Genomic DNA, 19998 nt, shown 5'->3' with positions numbered 1-19998 from the left:
GGCGGCGCGCTTCAACCTCGCAATGCCGCAAGACTTGATTGCAAATGAAACCGGGTTCAGACCGCGCTCCTAGTTGCAACAATCCAGTGCGAATCGACCGCTTTGACCACGACCCTGCCGCTTGACCGATCCGAACTACGCCGCGCCTATCGCGCGGAAGAGAACGCCTGCATTGCAGAGCGGCTTGAACAGGCGGCGCCCGCATCGCGGCTGCATGATGACGCTGCCGCGCTGGCAACGCAATTGATCGAAGGCGCGCGTAAGCAAAAGGCGAGCGGGATCGACGCCTTCCTGCAGCAATATGGCTTGGACACCGAGGAAGGCATTGCGCTGATGTGCATGGCCGAGGCGTTGCTGCGCGTGCCCGATGCCGAAACCGCCGATGCGCTGATCAAGGACAAGATTGGCTCGATCGACTGGTCGGAGCATCTGGGCGAAAGCTCCTCCACCTTCGTCAATGCGGCGACATTCTCGCTGATGCTGACCGGCGAAGTCATCGACCCGCCCGAAGAGCACCAGCGCGGCATGGGCTCCACCCTGCGCCGCACGGTCAACCGCCTTGGCGAGCCGGTGGTGCGCAAGGCAACCTTGCAGGCCATGCGTATTCTCGGCGGGCAGTTTGTATTCGGACGCAGCATCGACGAAGCGCTCGACCGCGCGAAGCCGGAACGCGCGCGTGGCCTCACCCACAGCTTCGACATGCTCGGCGAAGCGGCGATGACCTATGCCGACGCGGCGCGATACCGCGAAGCCTATGAGGGCGCGCTCGATCGCCTCGCCCAAGAAGCGAAAGGCGGCGTAGGTCCGTCGCCTGGCATTTCGGTGAAGCTTTCCGCGCTGCATCCGAAATATGATTTCTTCCACGCCGAGCAGGCCCGCGAAGACATCGTGCCGATCGTGCGCGCCTTGGCAGAGAAAGCGCGCGACGCCGACATTCACTTTACCATCGATGCCGAAGAGGCCGAGCGGCTCGAGCTGTCGATGGACATTATCGAAGCTTTGGTGAGCGATGACAGTCTGTTTTTGCGCGCGGACGGGACGCAATGGCAAGGCTTTGGTCTGGCGCTGCAGGCCTATCAGAAGCGCGGCGTTCCGCTCTGCGATTGGGCGGCAAAACTGGCGCGGCGGCACGGGCGCAAACTGTTCGTGCGGCTGGTTAAGGGCGCTTACTGGGACAGCGAGATCAAGTTGTCGCAGGTGGGCGGCTACAGCGATTATCCGGTCTTCACCCGCAAGCTCGCCACCGATGTCAGCTACCTCGCCTGCGCCGCGCGCCTGTTCGAGCATAGCGATGTGATCAGGCCGGCCTTCGCGACGCACAACGCCTATACGATTGCGGCGATCAAGGCTCTCGCCAATGAATTTTCGATCTCAAGTAGCGAAGCGGTAGATCGAAAGTTCGAGTTCCAAAGACTCCACGGCATGGGCGAAGAGGTCTATGACGCGCTCGGCACAATCGAGGGCAACAACCGCACGCCGGTGCGCATCTATGCGCCTGTTGGCGGGCACAAGGAATTGCTCGCCTATCTCGTGCGCCGTCTGCTCGAAAACGGCGCGAACACCAGCTTCGTCAACCGCATGGGCGATGCCGATGTGCCCGCCGAGGAGCTGGCGACCGACCCGGTGGCTGACCTCGCCGCGCTCACCCCCTACCGCAACCCGGCCATCCCGCTGCCCGCTGACATTTTCGGAGAGCGGCAGAACAGCGCCGGGATCGACCTATCCGATCCTAGCGTGCTTAGCCCGCTTCAAAATCAGCTTGCTGAGCTGGCTTCAGCCGAGTGGCATGCCGAGCCGACCTTCCCTGCCGCAGAGCCGGGCGAGATCGCACCGATCACCATGCCGCACGACCTCACTGCCCAAGTCGGCACGCGCCGCGATTCGACCGCCGAGGAAGTCGAACATGCCATCACATCCGCCATCGCGATCCAGCCAGGTTGGGACGCGCTGGGCGGTGAGAAGCGCGCGCTCCTGCTCGAAGAAGCGGCCAATCTGTTTGAGCAGCACAGCGCCGAATTCCTATCGCTGTGCCAGCGCGAGGCGGGCAAGACCCTGCTCGACGGCGTTCTGGAGCTGCGCGAAGCGGTCGACTTCCTGCGCTATTATGCCGCCGAAGCGCGCCGCCAGTTCAGCGAGCCGATCACCCTGCCCGGCCCGACAGGCGAGGAGAACACACTGCGGATGCACGGACGCGGAGTGTTCGCGACCATATCGCCGTGGAACTTCCCGCTCGCCATCTTCATCGGCATGGCCTCTGCCGCGCTCGCCGCTGGCAATTCGGTCATCGCCAAACCGGCCGAGCAGACCCCGCTGATCGCTGCGCTTGCGGTCAGGCTTTGCCACCAAGCGGGTATCCCGCAAGAGGCGCTGCAATTGCTGCCTGGCGCAGGTGATGTTGGACAGATGATAACCTCCGACCCGCGCATCGCCGGGGTCGCCTTCACCGGTTCGACCGAGACTGCCCGCGCGATCAACCAAGCGCTCGCCGCGCGCGAAGGACCGATTGCAACGCTAATCGCAGAGACCGGCGGGCAGAACGCAATGATCGTCGATTCCAGCGCCCTACCCGAACAGGTGGTGCGCGACGTCGTCGCCAGCGCCTTCCAGAGCGCGGGTCAGCGCTGCTCCGCCTTGCGCGTGCTCTATCTGCAGGACGATATCGCCGACACGATGCTGGAGATGATCGAGGGCGCGTTCGATGCGCTCTCCGTCGGCGATCCGGCACTGCTTTCGACCGATGTTGGCCCGGTGATCGACCCTGATGCGCAGGCCGCGCTCGAACGTCACGTGGCCCGCCGCGAGCAGAACGGACGCAGCGTCCGGCGCAGCGAGCTCGCGGATGACACCGCAAAGGGCTGTTTTGTCGCGCCGACCATTATCGAAGTCGACTCGATCCTTGATTTGAAGCGCGAGAATTTCGGACCCGTTCTGCATGTCGCGCGCTTTGCGGCGAGCGACCTCGCCCAAGTGATCGACGACATCAACGCGACCGGGTTCGGGCTGACGCTCGGCCTTCACAGCCGGATCGCCGCGACCCGCGAACTGGTCGAGCGCCGCGCAACGGTCGGCAATTTCTACGTCAATCGCAACCAGATCGGCGCGGTGGTCGAAAGCCAGCCCTTCGGCGGCGAAGGTCTTTCGGGCACTGGCCCCAAAGCAGGCGGACCGCACTACCTCGCGCGCTTCGCGACCGAGCGGGTGACGTGCGTCGATACAACAGCGGCTGGCGGGAATGCGAGCCTGCTCGGACAAGTGCTTGCAGACTGACGCGCAATTGCCATAAGTCTCGCGCCCATGAAACGTGTTCTTACCCTCGTCGTGACCCTGATCGCGATTGTCTGGAGCGGTCCCGCCTTCGCTGCGGTTACCATGCATTTTCACAGCTTCAACGGATCGGTTCTGGTGGGGCGATATCCGCACACCTTCATCGTTCTGGAAGGCACATTGTCGAACGGAACCGCGGTGAACGAGAATTACGGTTTTTCCGCGCGCAAGGTGACGCCTGCGATTCTGAGCGGGCCGGTCGAGCACATGATCCTCGCTGAAAAGCCTAAGATGATAAAAAAGACCAACCGGCATTTTTCAGTGGTTCTGACCGATGCGCAATATGCGCAGATCAAGCGCGAAGTGGTCGCATGGCGCGATGCCCCGGGCAAATATTACAGCCTCGACACGCGCAATTGTATCCACTTTGTCGGCGCGATGGCGCAGATCGTTGGCCTTAAGGTCGAGTATCCTAAGAACATGCTGCGCCGCCCGAAGAAGTGGCTGAACCATGTGACGGCCCTCAACCCGAGCCTGGGAGCAAAGGCGATTAAGTAGAGCCGTCAGCACCCCGGCTGTAGCGCACATTGGTGCTGCGATTGCGATTGGCAAAGCCGCGCCAGCCAGACCGCTTCACGTCGTTTTCCTCGATCACGATCCGGTCCGATTTCAAGCGGCTGCCACCCAGATCAATCAGCTCAATCCCGAACTCGGAATTGTCGGAGATCTTGTTGCGGGTGATCGTGATATCGCGGCAATTCTCTTTCAGGGCGATGCCCTGCTTATTCTGATAGAGCCTGTTGTCACGTACGACGCCCTCGGCAGCCGGGCGGAACGGGCGGTAGCCCGATTGCATATTCACACCGGCCTCGCCATTGCCGTGGCAGGTGTTGCGCGTGATGGTGAAATTCGAACTTTCCTGACAGCTGATGCCGTGTTCGCGGTTATCATGACACAAATTGTCAGCGACAAAGGCTTCGCGGCAGTAAGGGAAAACAATGCCGCTGAAGGCTGTGCTGCCGTTGTCATGACAATGGTTGGCGATGATCCTGACGCCGCGCGCATAGTTTGCGGCGCGTGAAACCGTCTCTCCGATACCGCTCACGCTAATTCCATGACGTTTGTTGCCATGCGCCTTGCACTCGCGGATCAAAATGTTTCGCGGATTGCGCTCCGCGTCACCTGCAACAACAAAGCCGCTTTTGGCGTTGCCAGCTGCCACGCATCGCTCGAATGTGATATCGCGACATCCGCTTTGGAAAAAGAAACCGTTGTGTTCGCCTCTATTGGCCTGACAATCGATCAGGCGGATGTTCTCGGCACCGGTGGCAATCACCTGGCGCGGCTCGGTTGTTGAGATCGAACGTCGCACCGACGATCGAAATACCAGAAGCGAGCAGGAAGTGTGCGCCTTCGCTGCGCAGTACGGATCTTTCGCCAAGCCCGCGCACCGTCAGGCCCGCTGGCCATTGAGCATTCTTTTTGAACGGATAGATGCTGGCGCGCAGCTCAATTTCGCGTTCCAACATGATGCCAAGCGCGGCGGCATGATCAAACGCCAGCGAAAAATCACGCCCCTTGCTCTGGTCGAACCATTCCAGCAGGATGCCGCCATCCAATTCCCGCACCCAAGCCCCGCTCGCGCCGGATGGGTCGCTGGCAGGCGCGACGAAGATTCCGCGCGCAGGGTCGCTGTCGACTTCGCGTGAGAAATCACCGCTGCGGAATCCGAAGGGGCCGCCAATCTGCTCGTCGGCGAGTATCGCGCGGCTTGTGACGGCGACATCGACCAAAGCCAGCTCATCTCGCGATGCGACAGTCGCTTGGCCGCTAACGCGGCCCAACAAAGCCGCAACCAGCGGACCGTTGAGGAAATGGACCGCACCAAACCCGAACAAGCCGTCTTGCAAAAATCTGCGCCGGGAATGCATTGCGCCGTCTTGTTCCTTTCGTCAGTGGTCTTGCTGTTTCCAGCCTTGCAAGTTGACTTTAGCTAGGGAAATTGGCCGTTGCCTGAACGAGAGTCATCCGGAAAACAATCGCCGCCCGCTTGCCCCCGCGCGCTGCATCAGGAATCACTGACGCATGGCTATTCTTTCAGACAAATGGATTCGCGAGCAAGCACAGACCAACGGCATGATTGAGCCGTTTGTCGAGGCGCAGCGGCGCGAAGGGGTGATTTCCTACGGTGTATCTTCCTTCGGCTATGACGCGCGCGTCGCGCCCGAATTCAAGATTTTCACCAATGTGAACTCAGCGACCGTCGATCCCAAGAGTTTTGACGCGGACAGTCTGGTCGACCGCGAAACCGATGTCTGCATCATCCCGCCCAACTCCTTTGCGCTGGCACGAACGGTCGAATATTTCCGCATTCCCGATGATGTGCTGGTCATCTGCCTTGGCAAAAGCACCTATGCGCGCTGCGGGATCATCGTGAACGTGACCCCGCTAGAGCCGGGCTGGGAGGGTCACGTCACGCTGGAATTCTCCAACACCACGCCGCTTCCCGCCAAGATTTACGCTAATGAAGGCGCGTGCCAGTTCCTGTTCCTGAAAGGTAATGAGCGGCCCGAGGTCACCTATGCTGACCGCGCGGGCAAATATATGGGCCAGCGGGGGGTAACGCTTCCCCGGCTTTGATGGGATGCGGCCATCCCGTCCGGGTTGGCCTTTCCCTGACCATCCAGCGCCCGGGAACTTCCCCTGACGTAACGGCTTTGACTCTCTGACTGTGCGCGCCCATCACACGCGCCAAAGGAGAGTTTTAAAATGGCAGCCCCAACAAACGAAAACCACGAATTCGACATCATCATCTTCGGCGCGACCGGATATACCGGGCGGCTTGTCGCGGAATATCTCGACCAGCATTATGGCGACCGAGACGACGGCCCGAAATGTGCGATGGCCGGACGCAGCTTGGAAAAGCTCGAAGCCGTGCGTGATGAAATCGGCGCGCCTGCCGAAACCCCGCTGGTGGTCGCCAATGCTGATGACCCCGCCGATCTCGAAGCCATGTGCCGCCGCACAAAGGTCGTGATCACCACGGTCGGCCCATACCAGCTCTATGGCGACAATCTGGTCGCGGCCTGCGTGAAAACCGGCACCGACTATGCCGACCTTTCCGGCGAACCGGCATGGATGGCGGAGAAGATCGCCCAGCACGAAGAAGACGCCAAGAAATCGGGCGCACGCATCTGCTTTTCCAGCGGCTTCGATTCCATCCCGTTCGACCTCGGCGTGCTGATGGCGCAAAAGACCGCGAAGGAACGCTATGGCAAGCCAGCACAGCGCATTCGTGGCCGTGTTCGCGCGATGGCTGGCACATTCTCCGGCGGAACCGCTGCGAGCCTTGGGGCGACGATGAAGGCCGCTGCCAAGAACCCCAAGATCATTGGCGTGCTGCGCGATCCCTTTGCGCTGACACCGGGCTTTGAGGGGCCAAGCCAGCCTTCGGGGATGATCCCGTCCTACGAGAAAGATCTCGATAAGTGGGCCGCGCCGTTCGTGATGGCACCGATCAACACCAAGAACGTGCACCGCACCAACTTCCTGCTCGGCCATCCCTATGGCGAGGACTTCGTCTATGACGAGATGATGCTCACCAGCCCGGGCGAAGCCGGAAAGAAGATGGCCGAAGCCGCCACCGAGATGATGAAGAACCCGTTCGGCGCCAAACCGCCCAAGCCGGGTGAAGGTCCATCAAAAGAAGAGCGCGAGAACGGCTTTTACGACGTGTTGTTCGTCGCCGAGATGGAAGACGGCGAGAGCTTCCACTACGGCGTTAAAGGCAAGTACGATCCCGGCTATGGCTCGACCAGCCGCATGATCGCGGAAACCGGCATTGCTCTCACAGAAAGCGATGCGCCCGGCGGCATCGGCACGCCCGGCTCATTCCTCGGTGAGGACTTGGTCAAGCGGCTTGAAGAGCACGCCGATCTGACTTTCACTGCCGAAAGCTGAGCAGCCAGCCATAGGACCAAAGCGTAAAAAAAGGGGCGGGGTCGGCATATGCCAGCCCCGCCCTATTGTTGTGCCCCGATGAGGATCTAGTGAGGGTCTAGAAACTCACGCGGACGCTGGCTTTCGCGTTGCGTCCGGCAAGCGGCACAAAATCCTTGGTAAAGCTCGCATGGCGGCGGTACGACCACGTCGAAGATATTGTCGACACCGACAAGCACCGTCACGTTCTCACGGCTTGGCAGCGGACGCCAGGCGACCGAAGCATTGACCAGAGTGAACGAGTCCGTCTCGGTCTCGAAGGCTGCGACATCGTCCTGCTCGCCGAACCATTGCACTTCTGCGCGCACATCGAAGGCGGGCGTTTGCGCTTCGATCGCGCCGAGCAATTCTACCGGCGGAATGCGCGGTATGGATGAACCATCGTCGAGCTCTGCATTGATGTAAGAACCACGCAGATCGGTCAGCAATGTGAGGTTGCCATCGTTGTAGAACGGGAAGGTCACCTCGCCTTCGATACCGAAGTAATCCGCGTCATCCTGGCGATAGAGGAAGACCGGCAGACCATCTTCTTCATCGGCGGTGCCTTCGAGGAAGATGTAATTGTCGAACCATTGTTGGAAGACGGCGACGCTGAATTGCGCGGTGCCGATGGTGCCGCGAGCAAACGCCTCGACGCCCCATGCGCTTTCGGTGTCGAATGTCGGATCACCGATTTCGAACGCTTGCGTCGCGATATGCGGGCCGTCGGAGAACAGCTCTTCCGCGCTTGGTGCACGCTCAACGCGCGAGAGGTTGACGCCGGCACGTAGCGCCTGCTCGCTTTCCCACACGAGGCCGAGCGCGCCGGAGAAGGTCGTGAAGTCGCGGGCGATGCCAATCTCCTGCGATTCAACGTCGGTGAACTCGATCCGTCCAGCCGCTTCGATCTGGATCGGGCCAGCGCCGTATTCTTGCAGCGCGAACACGGCGAATTGGTCGGTCACGTTCGGCGGGACGTAGGCTTCGGCTCCCTCGGCGAAAAAGTCGCGATAGGTGTATTGTAGCCCGAGCGAACCACGCAGCGGGCCCGTTTCCTTTTGCGTCAGTTCAACGCGCGCTTCGAGAGCCTCGGTGTCGAAGGTCGTGCCGATCTCGTCGCCTTCAAACTCGGTGTGGGTGTAGTCGGAATAGCCAAGCCGCACCTTGAGGCGTTGGAAAAACCCGTCGCCCAGCGCAATGTCGCCGCGGAAATCGGCGCGGAATTGCTCAAGGCCGATGGTGACGATTTCTTCGCCCTCTTCTTCCTCTTCGCCTTCGCCTTCTTCACCCTCTTCGTGAGCGTGCTCGGTGCCGGGGCGACCGGGGACGCCATATTCGGTGTCATACCAGCCGACCGACGCGCCAAAGGTGCTGTCGCCAAGGATCACGCCGAAGCCGGTGTTGATCGTCCAGGTCTGCGTTGCACTGTTCGGAACCACGCCGCGCTGTTCAGCGGCTTCGCGCAGCTCTTCGGCCTCTTCGACTTCGCCTTCTGCTTCTTCTTCAGCCGCAAGCTCGAGGATATCGGCGCGAAGGCCCGGTGCAATCTGAAACCCGCCGATCTCGAAATCATCGGTTTCGCGGTAGGAGCCATCGACATGGAGGACGAGCTTGTCGCCAATGCCGAAATCAAGCGAGGCTCCGCCTTGGCGCAGATCATAGGCTGAATTCCACGCCGCCAGTGCATCCAAATGGATCGTCTCGTCGGGCATGCGGGTCGGGATCCGCTTGTCGATCACATTGACCGCGCCGCCAATCGCCTGGCTACCGTAGAGAAGTACGGCGGGGCCGCGCAGCACTTCGATCCGCTCGGCAGTCAGCGGGTCAATCGTGGTCGCGTGATCGACCGACGTGTTCGAAACGTCAGAAGTGCTCAAACCGTCGATCAGCACGCGGACGCGCTCGCCTTGGAAACCGCGCAAGACCGGGCGCGAGGCACCGGGAGAGAAGCTGGTGGCAGAAACTCCCGGCAATTTTGCGAGCACCTCGCCGATCTGACCATCTAGATTACGCTGAATGTCTTCGGCTTCAAACACCGATGTACCGGCGAGAACGTCGAGCTGCTTCAGACCCGCTGCGCTGACGACAATCGTCCCGTCGGTATCAACCCGGCGCGAGTGCAGATCGTCTTCGACGCGGTCTTGCTGACCAGCGCCGCTCGTATCCGAACCCGCCTGGTCCTGAGCAGCGGCGGGAACTGCCGCCACACCGAATGCGAGCGATGCGGCGATTGCCATGCGCGATGCCGCGCCCTGAGAAATGTAGAGTGCCATACTTTCCCTGATTTGATCTGGATTTGTGAATTATGTAATAACGTATCATTTCCCTAGCGAATGAATCTGATCATGCAAGGGTCAAAGGCCTTGGTTCGACGAAATGCGATGAATGACCGATGAGTGACAGGTGCGCCCGGCGCGCTGGGCGACCGCCTCAGCCGATCACCGTCGGTTTGACCAGCATCCAGATCGCCATGCCGACCATGAAGAGGTTTTCGGTCAGTGAAATGAAGCCCAGCGGCACGTCGCTATCCCCGCCAACGCAGGCGCATTTGAGCTCTCGCTTGTCGATATAGACAGCCTTGATGACGCTTGCTGCCCCGATAGTTCCAATGAACAGCGCGATTGGAATCGAGATGAAGTTTAGCACGTGTGCGGTCATCAACACGCCGGCGAGCCCCTCTGCAAAGGGGTAGATATAGCCGTAGGGCACCCACCTTTTCGCCAGCAGGTCGTAATTGAGAAACATGGTCGAGAAACTTTCGACATCGCGCAGCTTCAAATAGGCAAGGCCGCACATCGAAAAGTTTACGAACCATTCGGCGGAGAGCACGGAAATTATCTGCCCATTTGCGACATAGGAAGCGCCAACCGCCATCAGCGCCATCAGCGCGAACAAGGCGGCCACCGGCTGGTAGCTCGTGCCTTCCTTCTTCACCGGCGCGCCGAAATGCGCCGCGAGATCGGTGTAGCCGCCGATCCGCTCATCGCCGATCCACGTTTGCGGAGTGGTCTCCACACCGTGTTTTTCTTTGAACGCGTCGGTTTCTTCGCGGGTGGTGAGATGATGATCCTCAACCGTGTAGCCGCGCCGCTCCAACAGCCATTTGGATTTGATTCCATATGGACAGGTGTGGTCCTCCATGACCATCCGATAAAGCTTGGCGATTCTTGGCTGCTTCATATGTATTTAATGGCTCGCCAGTCTTTGCGTTCCGATACCGCGCGTAGGGAAGGGCAGCCGCGAGCGCATGAACGCGCCCAAGCAATCATTTACCAGAATGGAGAAAATGGAGCGGGCGAGGCGATTCGAACGCCCGACCCCAACCTTGGCAAGGTTGTGCTCTACCCCTGAGCTACGCCCGCTCACTGACGCTCGCCCGAACCATCAGTTCGGGTGGGGAGCGGGGCAGTTAGCAGCGGTTCTGAGTCCCCGCAAGCCTAAATATCACTTGCGCCCCATTCGCCAAACCTTCAGCAATATTGCACCCTTCACATGCGCGTCTACTGCCCCCACATTGCAGTCACGCAAGCGGCCATCGGGCCACCAATCAATCAGGAGTAGCATCTTGGCCAGCATGGGTCTCAACCTCGACGAACAAAAGGCAGTTGATCGGTTCCGCACCACGGTGGTCGAACCTTCGCAGACGAAGCTGGTCATCGTCGATTTCTGGGCGGAATGGTGCGGGCCGTGCAAGGCGCTGACCCCGGTGCTGGAGAAAGTCGCCACTGAATATGCCGATAAGGGCGTGGTGCTAGCGAAGATCAATGTCGATGAAGAGCAATTCATCGCCGGCCAGTTTCAAGTGAAGTCGATCCCGACTGTCTATGCGATGTTCCAAGGCCAGCCCGTGGCTGACCTCACCAGCGCGCGCAGCGAATCGCAGCTTAAGGCCGCGCTCGACCAACTGCTCGGCCAGCTTCCGGTTCAGGCGGGCGCAGCCGATGGCGCGCCGCAAGGTCCATCGGCTGAAGAGATCGCACAGTTTGTTTTGCTGGGTGAGCAAGCGCTGACCGAGGGCGATGCGCAGCGCGCCGCCGGTATCTTCACTCAGATCACCGAATTCGATCCCAAGAACCCTGCCGCCAATGCGGGGCTTGTGCGGGCGCTCGTGCAAATGGGGCAGACCGAAGAAGCGGGCCAGGTGCTCACTGCCATCGAAGCGGACGAAACGCTCGCCAAGGATCCCGCCATCGCCGCCGCGAAAAGCGCGCTGGAGCTGGCCGGAACGCAGGTCGATGATAGCGAGCTGGCAAGCCTCAAATCGGCTGCCGCCGCTGCGCCAGATGATATGGATGCGCAATTCGCCTATGCCGAGGCTGCCTTTGCCGGCGGTGAACGCGATGGCGCTGCGGACACGTTGCTTGCGATGATCACCGCTGACCGCGAATGGAACGATGGCGCGGCCAAGGCGAAGCTGCTGCAGATCTTCGAAGCCATTGGTCTAGAAGACGAATGGGTCGTCGCGACCCGTCGCCGCCTGTCAAAGATCTTGTTCGGCTAAAGGACATGCGGCTTTCGATCTTTCCCCTACCCGGCGCGATCCTGTTTCCCGGCCTGCAATTGCCGCTGCACATGTTTGAGCCGCGCTATCGCGCGCTCGTCGGTGACGCGTTGGTGCGCGACCGTCAGATCGCGATGATCCAGCCGCAAAAGCCCATTGATGGCGCACCGCTTTACTCGGTCGGCTGCGTCGGACGAATTGGCGAAGTCGAGGCGATGGATGATGGCCGCTACAATCTGATCCTTGAAGGGCAATCGCGCTTTCGCCTGATCCGCGAGCTCGATGTCGCAACCGCTTTCCGTCAGGTCGAAGGCGAGCTGATCGAAGACGATGAGGACGACGTGCTCGCTGCGGTCGAACGCGCCGGGTTCGAACAGGAAGCCCGCCGTTTTGCCGACCGGCAGGGCTACAGCGTCGATTGGGATTCGGTCGAGCGGCTCGATGACTTGTCGCTGATCAACGGTGTGTCACAGATCGCGCCCTTCGATCCGGCCTCAAAGCAGGCTTTGCTGGAGGCGGAGAACATCCACGCCCGCTGCGAATTGCTGATCCAGCTGATGCAGTTCTTTGGCCGCGGCGATGGCGGCGAGGAGATCATGACCTTGCAATAGGTCTGGTCCGCGACAGGCTAATTGTCCGTCGGCACCTCTAGGCTCAATGTCATCGCCCTAAGCGCAGTGTGGGCATTAAATGTCGCCTTACGCTTGTTGTAATTCTCGGCTTGCACCACCAGCACCGCATCAAGCGTCGGCACGAGCACGACCATATTGCCGCCATTGCCTTTCATCATCCACGCAGCCTCATATCCGCGCCAAGTGCGCACCGGCTCCAGCCACCAAAGCTGCGCATAGTGAACATGCTGGCCAAGCTGGTGGCGCGGCGTCAGCATGTCCTTCACCTGCTCAGCTGGGATGACCTGCTCGCCATTCCATCGGCCTTGATTCAGAACCATGCGGCCAATCTTGAGCAGAGCTCTGTCCGATATGGTGAGCTGTCCGCCGGATTGGACTTCACCGCTGCGCGAACGGCGCCAATCCGCCCCCTCAATCCCAAGCGGATCGAACAAACGTCGCTGAAGATAGTGATCGAAGCGCTCGCCTGTCGCGTGTTGCACAACCTGTCCCAGAAGGAAGACCCCTGCCGTGCAGTAAGAGAACGGACCGCTCCCGTCTTCGTCGCGCTCATATGCGCGCGCGGGAAGCGCCAGCGCAAAGTCGCGCCAAACACGCTTGCGGTACATCTTCTCTTCTTGCCCCGGAGATTTGGGCTCCCAGTCGTTGCAATCGAGTGCAGAGGACATGGTGAGAAGATCGCGCACTGTGATGTCATCGAAAGGCGCGCCGCGTGCCGCCCCGAGATAGGGCCAGACCTTCACATCCGTTCCTGCCAGCGCGCCGTCGGCTATCGCCATAGCCACCGCGATGGCCGTAATCGATTTACCAGCCGATTTGATATCGACCCGATCGCCCATTTCGCCTTTGCCGAAGCGCTTGCGATAGATGGTCTTGCCGCCCTGCTCGATCGCGAGCGCGCGGATCCTACCAAGTTCTCCCGCTTGAATCTGCGCTTCGAGCTCGCTGAGCGACAGCTCAGGCAGTGGATCGCCGGGGGACTGAGCCGCAGCGGTCTGGAACAGCATCATCGATAATGCCAAGAGCAAAGCCGCCGCCATCTTGCGCGATTGTCTCATTCGCTCCGCTCCTATTATCGCGTGCCCGAAACGACAGTTAGATTTGCCCGACTTAACCGCGCGATAACAGTCTCCCAAAAGGCCGCGCGACCGATGATGCAACCTTGCGTCGCAGCATAGAGCTATGCGCAGACCGTAAATGTAACTAACCAGTTGGTTATGAATGTCCCGGCCTTCCCCACGCGCGGAGAGCGAACCCGCGCTCACATCATCGAAACTGCAGCCAGCCTGTTCTGGCGGCGGAATTTCCACGGCGTTGCGGTAGACGAAGTTGCTGCCGCAGCCGCGGTCAACAAGGCGACGATCTATCGCTATTTCGCGGACAAGCGCGACCTCGCCCTAGCGGTGGTTCGCCAGCACGGGGCAATGACGCTCGAGAACATTTTCGCGCCGATCTATAATCAGCATCACTCCCCTGACGCGCGGCTCGCAGCGATCTTCAACCACATCTATTGCGTCCATGTGAGCACGCAGGACGAAGAATCAGACGTTTACGGCTGCCCGATCGTCGGCCTCGCGCTGGAGCTTGGGCAGGACATGCCCGAGATCCGCGAGGAAGCGCAGAAGATCTTCGACCAGATTGAGTCGCACCTTCAGGTGATCGCGCAAGAGGCAATTGCTGCGGGCAAGGCCTCTGGAGACGCCGCCGTCCTGGCGCGCACGCTCACGCAATTGCTCCACGGCGCCTTCGCTTCGGCCCGAGTTTCAGCCGACCCAAGCCGGGTGCTCGATGCCGGGCGAGCCTGCCTGACGCTCATTGGATATCCAGACACACCGATCACTGAACGGGAGACAAAGTGATTATGAACCTTCCCATCTACTCCGCAGCGCTCGGCGCATTTCTGATAGTCCTTCAGGTCGCACTGATGCTCAGCGTGGGTCTGCATCGCAGCAAGGGTCAGTTCCTTGGCATTGGCGATGACAAGCATTTGGAGCGCAAGGTCCGCCGTCATGGCAACCTCGCTGAAAACTCCGGGCTGTTCTTGGTGGTGATCGCGCTGTTCGAAATCCTTGTCGGCCAGACGACCTTCGTAATGGTGCTGTGCTTCCTGTTTGCAGGCGCGCGTGTGCTGCACGCGCTTGGCTTTGCTTCGCTCGCCGGATCGCATGGCGAAGACCTGACCGGCGCGCGAAAAGCGTTTGCTGGAATGCGCGCTCTGGGCGCTTTCGGCACACTCGCAACGGCGCTCGGCTCAGCCTACGGTATCGCCACGAACCTGCCTGCCATGGCCTAAGCCCCCGCGCTCATATCGGTCGCGCAGCTGACCGCAAGGCCAAGTGGCCGCCCGCAGCGACCCGAGCATCGCCCTCATGTAGCGAAGCGGTGTGGCGAAAAATGATCGCGTAAGCGAGGATAGCCAAGCGAACGGATGTGAGCGTCGGCGCCTGAGGCTAAGCAGAAAACGCGCCGCGCAGTCCGTCGATAACGTATTGCGCGGCAAGCGCGGCAAGCAAAACACCCAGGAGGCGGGTGATCACAGCCTCCACCTTATCGCCAAAAATGCGCATCAAGGGTCCAGCCGCGACGAGAGCCAGCGCGGTGATGACCAGCACGAGGCCGAGCGCGGCGAACACCTCAATCGACTCCGTCATCCCATCGGCTTCATTCATCAGCAGCATGACCGCTGCGATGGCCCCGGGTCCGGCGAGCATCGGCATCGCCATCGGGAAAACCGAGACGTCCTCGACCTCGGCGGCGCTGACTTTATCCGCGCGTTCGGTCCGGCGCTGCGTGCGCTTTTCGAAAACCATTTCGAATGCGATCCAGAACAGCATCAACCCGCCCGCAATGCGAAACGAGTTGAGCTCAATATGAAGCGCGGCGAGCAGCCCCTCGCCAAACAATGCAAAGATCACGAGGATCACGGTACGCAATCGCGCTCGCCCGCAAGGCCATATTGCGGGCCTGGGCGGGGCTCGCGCCTTTGGTGAGGCCGGCATAGATCGGTGCGCATCCGGGCGGATCGATCACGACGAACAGAGTGATAAAGGCAGAAACGAACAGCTCGGGAAGCATGGCGACTAGTCGCTCGTCTCGAGCGTCGTCTCGAAAGACTCGTCATATGCCGTCTTCCATGCGCCATTGCTGATATAGTCGACGTAAAACTGCCGAGGCCCTGTGCCCTGTTGAATCCAGCGCCAAGTCAGGGTGCGGTCTTTCGACACCCCGCCACCCTCGGTGATATTCGGAACAGTCAGCGCAACCGGAGGAGACGGCAAAGTCTCACCGCGACGCGCACAGTCGGCGACGTCTGCATTTACCGCGTCGAGCGCCCTAACGACGATCTCGTTTTCGCCCGGAACCTCGGGCGGGGGAGGTTGCGGATTATCTGGCGCCGCCATCAAGAAAGTGAAGCGATAGTCGAGATCGGGCTGCCGCTCCCACACCATGACATAATCACCGACGATGTCATCCTTGTCACGAAAGCGCCCTTGCGTGACCGCCGTACCGCCATCGCAGCTCATCCAGACGCTGCGCGTGCCCTTTTCGGGAGCATCAGCCGGATCGCGGAAAAAGGAATCGTAGCCGTCGACGTCTATCACGGTATTGCCGACATGAATCTGTGCGCCGGGCGCGGCGAAAGTGGGCATCGAAACCGCCAGGCCGCGTTCCTTGCCTGTGCGCGAAAAAGCGATTTCTTTGGCGACGATGACACTCGGCTGCGCTTCGCCCGGAGCACCTTTCAGTACCCGCGCGATAACATCGTTCGAGGGACCACGTTGCGGAGCAGCGCACGCTGATAGAGCGCCTGCCAGAATAACGATCGCGGCGAGCCTCACAGCCCCTCCGGCGCGGCAAGACCGGCGTTGCGATACGCCGCCACCAGTGTGTTGCGCAGCAGGACCGCGATGGTCATCGGACCAACGCCGCCGGGAACAGGGGTGATCGCGCCCGCGACTTCGCTCGCTTCGTCAAACGCAACATCGCCTACTAGCTTTCCTTTGTCCGCTCCCGGTTCAGGCGGCAGGCGGTTGATTCCTACATCGATCACGGTCGCCCCTTCCTTCAGCCAGTCCTTGCCGATCATCTCTGGCCGACCAACTGCGGCAACCACGATGTCCGCGCGCTTAACGACGCTGGCGAGATCCTTGGTACGGCTGTGCGCGATGGTGACGGTCGCGTTCGCATCGAGCAGCAATTGCGCCATCGGTTTACCTACAATGTTGGACCGTCCGATGACGACCGCTTCGAGACCGGACAGATCGCCCAGCCTGTCGGTCAGGAGCATCATACAGCCAAGCGGCGTGCACGGTACAAACCCGCTTTGCCCGACGCTCAGGCGCCCGGCATTGATGACGTGAAAGCCATCGACGTCCTTATCCGGGCTGATCGAAGCGATGATCGATTGCTCGTCCAGATGATCGGGCAGCGGCAATTGCACGAGAATGCCATCGACCGCGTTATCTTTGTTGAGCTGATCGACGAGTGCGAGCAGATCCGCCTCGCTGGTGTCAGCGGGCAAGCGATACTCAAAGCTCTCCATATTGGCGGCGACGGTCGCCTTGCCTTTGGAACGGACATAGACATTGCTGGCCGGGTCTTCGCCAACGAGCACCACCGCGAGGCCCGGCTTGCGTCCGGCCTTACCCGCAAAGCCAAGCGCCGCCTCACCCACGCGCTCTCGCAGCCTTGCGGCAAACGCCTTTCCGTCAATCCGTGATGCGGTCATGCTGGCTTATCCGATGCTTCCGATGACAATCATCACGATCTGCAGCAGCAGGATCAGCACGAGCGGCGAGAAATCGACCATGCCGGTATCGGGCATAAAGCGCCTGATCGGGCGCAGCACTGGATCGAGCAGCTTATTGATCGAGCTGTAAAGCGCGGTGAGGAACTGGTTCGAAGGGCTGACCACGTTGAAAGCGAAAAGCAGTCCGATCACGAACTGAATGATGATCAGCATGACCAGCACCTGCACGAGCAGGCCTATGATCTGTTGCAGCGCGAAAAGTCCGTTCATTGTATTTCTATTCCATTGGTTAGCAGCGCCAATCGAGCACCGCGATTACCGTCCCGTTTGCCGTGTTATACGAGTAACACGCCTCGTTCCAGTCCTAACACTACGCCCCAGCCCGCACCAGCGTTCCTGCCCCGCGCGCTGTGAAGAATTCGAGCAGCATCGCATGCGCCACCCGCCCGTCGAGCACTACCGCCGCCTCGCAGCCGGATTCCACCGCCGTGACGCAGGTTTCAAGCTTCGGCACCATGCCGCCTTTGATCACGCCGCTCTCGCGCAATTTGCCGATGTCGGCAGGGCTTAAATCGCTGAGCAGCTCTCCGTCGGCATCAAGCACTCCCGCCACATCGGTCAGCAGGAACAGCCGGGCCGCGCCCAATGCCGCGGCAATCGCGCCCGCCATCGTGTCGGCGTTGATATTGTAGGTCGCGCCATCGTCACCCGCTGCGATCGGCGCGATGATCGGGATCATCCCCGCAGCGACCGCCGTGTCGATCACATTGGTGTCGACCTCTGCCGGTTCGCCGACAAAGCCGAGGTCCAGGGCTTGCTCAATCAGACTTTCCGGATCGCGCGTGGTGCGCTCCACCTTGCGCGCGCGCACCAGCCCGCCATCTTTGCCCGAAATACCGATCGCCTTGCCGCCCGCTTCGCTTATCCAGCCGACCAATTGTTTGTTGATCGCACCCGACAGCACCATCTCGGCGACCTTGGCCGTGGCTTCGTCGGTGACGCGCAGGCCATCGACGAATGTGCTTTCCACCCCGAGCTTTTCCAGCATCTCACCGATTTGCGGGCCGCCCCCGTGGACCACGACCGGATTGATCCCAACCGCTTTCAACAGCACAATATCTTCGGCAAAGTCGCGCGCGGCCTGGGGGTTGCCCATTGCATGCCCGCCATATTTCACCACGAAGGTGCGCCCGGCATAGCGCTGAAAATAGGGCAGCGCCTCGATCAGGACTTCGGCCTTGGCGAGATCATGCGTGCGATTTGAATTGCTGGGAGGAGCAGTCATGGCAGGGTTCTTCTCTGATCGCGTTCTGCAAAGCGAGCGCTTAGCGGCATAGCGAGCCGGTGGGAAGCATCGTAGGAGTGATGAGCCGTTATGATGCAAATTGTGCAGTCTTGCCAAAATAATTCATCCACGCGTAACCTTTTACTTGGCCGGAGCGAATCGTCGTATGTGTGGCGCATGCATTGGCTGCCACGAAACGGATTTATTGGAGGACAATATGAACACCACTGGTATCAAAGGCTCACTCACTCTCGCTGTTGCTGCAGGTCTTGCGGCAGCGTGTTCGGGCGGCGCGTCTGAAAGCGCGGGCGGCACCGAATCAGAAGCACTCGCAGCAGCAGGCGGCGGCGAGAAAGAGAAATGCTACGGCGTCTCACTCGCTGGCGAGAATGATTGTGCAGCCGGACCAGGCACCAGCTGTGCCGGCACCAGCACCGAAGACTATCAGGGCAACGCCTGGACCTATGTCGATGCCGGCACTTGCGAGACTATCGAAACGCCAAACGGCAATGGTTCGCTCGAGGAAAAAAAGGCCTGATCGGCTAAGCAGATCATCAGCTTTGAAGGCCGTCGGGAGCACACGCTTCTGGCGGCCTTTTCTTTTAGCGCCGAGGATGCAGAAGTTTACATCGCAGCCGCGGCTCACTGTGCTATAACGCACGAGTTTGATGCTCCCAAGCGGGGGACTGGAAGGGCACAAATCATGACAGATACCAAACCAGACAAGGCAGCAGATGGCCGTCGTTCGGGTGATCGACGTGAAAAGGACCAACCGTTCGACGGTGATGATCGCCGCAAAGGGGACCGGCGCTCTGGCAAAGATCGTCGCAAGGATGATCGATCCTGATAGGAACGTGAGCATGCAGGCCTAGCAAGCTCGCCTTGCCCTGCTAGAATGGGGCGATGTTCAAGCGTCGCCGTCCGAACCGCAAGCGCAGCGGGCTATCCCGATGGCTGTTCATGTGGCGCGTGCCGCTGTTCGCTTTGGCCGTGATGGCGGTGTGGTGGTTCGGTTTCCGGTCGATCATGGCCCCTAACCCCGACGATTGGACCCCTATCGAGCGGAGCTTTGGCGTTTGCGGGGAGCGCTCCAGCAGGCCAACTCAAGGCTGCGTGATTGATGGCGATACGCTCGCCATCGGATTTGGCGACAACGCCCGCCGCATTCGCATAACTGGCTTTGACGCGCCGGAGCTGAAGGGCGCGTGCGAGGCTGAAAGCGCCCAGGCGATCCGGGCGCGCGATGCCCTGCACAGCTGGATGTCGCATGGCGGGATCGAGTGGAGCGGGGCGGATGATCCACCCTATGATCAATACGGGCGTGAGCTGCGCGCGCTGCGCCGCCCGCTATCCGGAGGTCGCTACGAATATCTGGCCGACCGCATGATCGAGGCCGATCTGGGCGCGGAAAGCGGCTGGGGCTTTAGCGCTCGCGATTGGTGTGAGTAAGCCTGCTGGAAAGCTAAGTTGCATCAAATGCACAGAGCGTTACACTTCCCGTATACGCGCTGAAGGGGATCGAGCGATGGACGACAAACAAACTACCAACCAAACCGACCTGAGTTCTGGCAACCGCCAGCCTGTTCAG

20 protein-coding genes, 1 tRNA gene and 1 pseudogene are annotated in these 19998 nt (G+C 60.5%); 11 read left to right on the top strand and 11 right to left on the bottom strand.

Annotated features, from left to right (window positions below; all coding sequences use genetic code 11):
• Positions 1-102 precede the first annotated feature (102 nt).
• Complete coding sequence (gene putA / locus ACZ1GU_RS02075) at positions 103-3267, top strand: bifunctional proline dehydrogenase/L-glutamate gamma-semialdehyde dehydrogenase PutA (RefSeq protein WP_472646473.1); 3165 nt, start codon at positions 103-105, stop codon at positions 3265-3267.
• A gap of 27 nt (positions 3268-3294) precedes the next feature.
• Positions 3295-3822, top strand: a complete 528-nt coding sequence (locus ACZ1GU_RS02070) for a hypothetical protein (protein ID WP_472646472.1) — start codon at positions 3295-3297, stop codon at positions 3820-3822.
• Here ACZ1GU_RS02070 and ACZ1GU_RS02065 read toward each other — a convergent pair.
• Together ACZ1GU_RS02065 and ACZ1GU_RS02060 are read right to left on the bottom strand one after the other, a co-directional pair.
• A complete protein-coding gene (locus ACZ1GU_RS02065) occupies positions 3815-4600 on the bottom strand; it encodes a right-handed parallel beta-helix repeat-containing protein (RefSeq protein WP_472646471.1) in 786 nt (261 codons plus the stop codon). The two genes, ACZ1GU_RS02070 and ACZ1GU_RS02065, sit on opposite strands and share 8 nt — an antisense overlap.
• Positions 4548-5195 carry a hypothetical protein gene (locus ACZ1GU_RS02060; RefSeq protein ID WP_472646470.1) on the bottom strand — a complete coding sequence of 216 codons (648 nt, stop codon included), beginning with the start codon at positions 5193-5195 and terminating at the stop codon, positions 4548-4550. Before ACZ1GU_RS02060 ends, ACZ1GU_RS02065 begins: the two co-directional genes overlap by 53 nt.
• Before the next feature lie 154 nt (positions 5196-5349).
• On the opposite strand from ACZ1GU_RS02060, the gene dcd reads away from it, so the two are divergent.
• Both dcd and ACZ1GU_RS02050 read left to right on the top strand, forming a co-directional pair.
• Positions 5350-5904, top strand: coding sequence for a dCTP deaminase (dcd, locus tag ACZ1GU_RS02055; RefSeq protein WP_472646469.1), 555 nt, complete (start codon positions 5350-5352; stop codon positions 5902-5904).
• 129 nt (positions 5905-6033) lie between these two features.
• Positions 6034-7224 carry a saccharopine dehydrogenase family protein gene (locus tag ACZ1GU_RS02050; RefSeq protein WP_472646468.1) on the top strand — a complete coding sequence of 397 codons (1191 nt, stop codon included), beginning with the start codon at positions 6034-6036 and terminating at the stop codon, positions 7222-7224.
• A gap of 86 nt (positions 7225-7310) precedes the next feature.
• Here the strand turns inward: ACZ1GU_RS02050 and ACZ1GU_RS02045 are convergent, their stop codons facing one another.
• From ACZ1GU_RS02045 to ACZ1GU_RS02035, 3 genes are all read right to left on the bottom strand, one after another.
• Positions 7311-9515, bottom strand: coding sequence for a TonB-dependent receptor (locus ACZ1GU_RS02045; RefSeq protein WP_472646467.1), 2205 nt, complete (start codon positions 9513-9515; stop codon positions 7311-7313).
• 157 nt (positions 9516-9672) lie between these two features.
• Entirely contained in the window at positions 9673-10422 is a 750-nt protein-coding gene (locus ACZ1GU_RS02040) for a MauE/DoxX family redox-associated membrane protein (protein WP_472646466.1), read from the bottom strand.
• Positions 10423-10529: 107 nt separating this feature from the next.
• Positions 10530-10604 (bottom strand) — tRNA-Gly (locus tag ACZ1GU_RS02035).
• Between the two features lie 212 nt (positions 10605-10816).
• On the opposite strand from ACZ1GU_RS02035, the gene ACZ1GU_RS02030 reads away from it, so the two are divergent.
• Together ACZ1GU_RS02030 and ACZ1GU_RS02025 are read left to right on the top strand one after the other, a co-directional pair.
• Positions 10817-11743 carry a tetratricopeptide repeat protein gene (locus ACZ1GU_RS02030; protein ID WP_472648680.1) on the top strand — a complete coding sequence of 309 codons (927 nt, stop codon included), beginning with the start codon at positions 10817-10819 and terminating at the stop codon, positions 11741-11743.
• A 5-nt stretch (positions 11744-11748) separates the two neighbouring features.
• The gene (locus ACZ1GU_RS02025; RefSeq protein WP_472646465.1) at positions 11749-12354 is read left to right on the top strand and encodes an LON peptidase substrate-binding domain-containing protein; all 606 of its coding nucleotides are present in this window, start codon (positions 11749-11751) and stop codon (positions 12352-12354) included.
• 17 nt (positions 12355-12371) lie between these two features.
• Here ACZ1GU_RS02025 and ACZ1GU_RS02020 read toward each other — a convergent pair whose 3' ends face one another.
• Entirely contained in the window at positions 12372-13433 is a 1062-nt protein-coding gene (locus tag ACZ1GU_RS02020) for a serine hydrolase domain-containing protein (protein WP_472646464.1), read from the bottom strand.
• 159 nt (positions 13434-13592) lie between these two features.
• Here ACZ1GU_RS02020 and ACZ1GU_RS02015 point away from each other — a divergent pair, with 159 nt between their 5' ends.
• Both ACZ1GU_RS02015 and ACZ1GU_RS02010 read left to right on the top strand, forming a co-directional pair.
• Positions 13593-14234: a TetR/AcrR family transcriptional regulator gene (locus tag ACZ1GU_RS02015; protein WP_472646463.1), complete on the top strand. Its 642-nt coding sequence runs from the start codon at positions 13593-13595 to the stop codon at positions 14232-14234.
• A gap of 2 nt (positions 14235-14236) precedes the next feature.
• A complete protein-coding gene (locus ACZ1GU_RS02010) occupies positions 14237-14668 on the top strand; it encodes an MAPEG family protein (RefSeq protein ID WP_472646462.1) in 432 nt (143 codons plus the stop codon).
• Positions 14669-14825: 157 nt separating this feature from the next.
• Here ACZ1GU_RS02010 and ACZ1GU_RS02005 read toward each other — a convergent pair.
• From ACZ1GU_RS02005 to argB, 5 genes and pseudogenes are all read right to left on the bottom strand, one after another.
• Positions 14826-15450, bottom strand: a pseudogene (locus ACZ1GU_RS02005) (MarC family protein).
• Positions 15451-15455: 5 nt separating this feature from the next.
• The gene (locus ACZ1GU_RS02000; protein ID WP_472646461.1) at positions 15456-16214 is read right to left on the bottom strand and encodes a hypothetical protein; all 759 of its coding nucleotides are present in this window, start codon (positions 16212-16214) and stop codon (positions 15456-15458) included.
• Complete coding sequence (gene folD / locus ACZ1GU_RS01995) at positions 16211-17104, bottom strand: bifunctional methylenetetrahydrofolate dehydrogenase/methenyltetrahydrofolate cyclohydrolase FolD (protein ID WP_472646460.1); 894 nt, start codon at positions 17102-17104, stop codon at positions 16211-16213. Before folD ends, ACZ1GU_RS02000 begins: the two co-directional genes overlap by 4 nt.
• 6 nt (positions 17105-17110) lie before the next feature.
• The gene (locus ACZ1GU_RS01990; protein WP_472646459.1) at positions 17111-17395 is read right to left on the bottom strand and encodes a YggT family protein; all 285 of its coding nucleotides are present in this window, start codon (positions 17393-17395) and stop codon (positions 17111-17113) included.
• A 100-nt stretch (positions 17396-17495) separates the two neighbouring features.
• The gene (argB, locus tag ACZ1GU_RS01985) at positions 17496-18410 is read right to left on the bottom strand and encodes an acetylglutamate kinase (protein ID WP_472646458.1); all 915 of its coding nucleotides are present in this window, start codon (positions 18408-18410) and stop codon (positions 17496-17498) included.
• Positions 18411-18627: 217 nt separating this feature from the next.
• Between argB and ACZ1GU_RS01980 the strand changes: the two genes are divergently transcribed.
• From ACZ1GU_RS01980 to ACZ1GU_RS01970, 3 genes are all read left to right on the top strand, one after another.
• Positions 18628-18948, top strand: a complete 321-nt coding sequence (locus ACZ1GU_RS01980) for a BufA1 family periplasmic bufferin-type metallophore (RefSeq protein ID WP_472646457.1) — start codon at positions 18628-18630, stop codon at positions 18946-18948.
• Positions 18949-19113: 165 nt separating this feature from the next.
• Positions 19114-19257, top strand: coding sequence for a hypothetical protein (locus ACZ1GU_RS01975; RefSeq protein ID WP_472646456.1), 144 nt, complete (start codon positions 19114-19116; stop codon positions 19255-19257).
• Positions 19258-19313: 56 nt separating this feature from the next.
• Complete coding sequence (locus tag ACZ1GU_RS01970; protein WP_472646455.1) at positions 19314-19859, top strand: thermonuclease family protein; 546 nt, start codon at positions 19314-19316, stop codon at positions 19857-19859.
• Positions 19860-19998 lie beyond the last annotated feature (139 nt).

It is taken from the genome of Erythrobacter sp. HA7-11, from assembly GCF_055693605.1.
The sequence above is the reverse complement of the archived record's forward strand: the minus strand, read 5'-3'. Positions and strand labels throughout refer to the sequence as shown.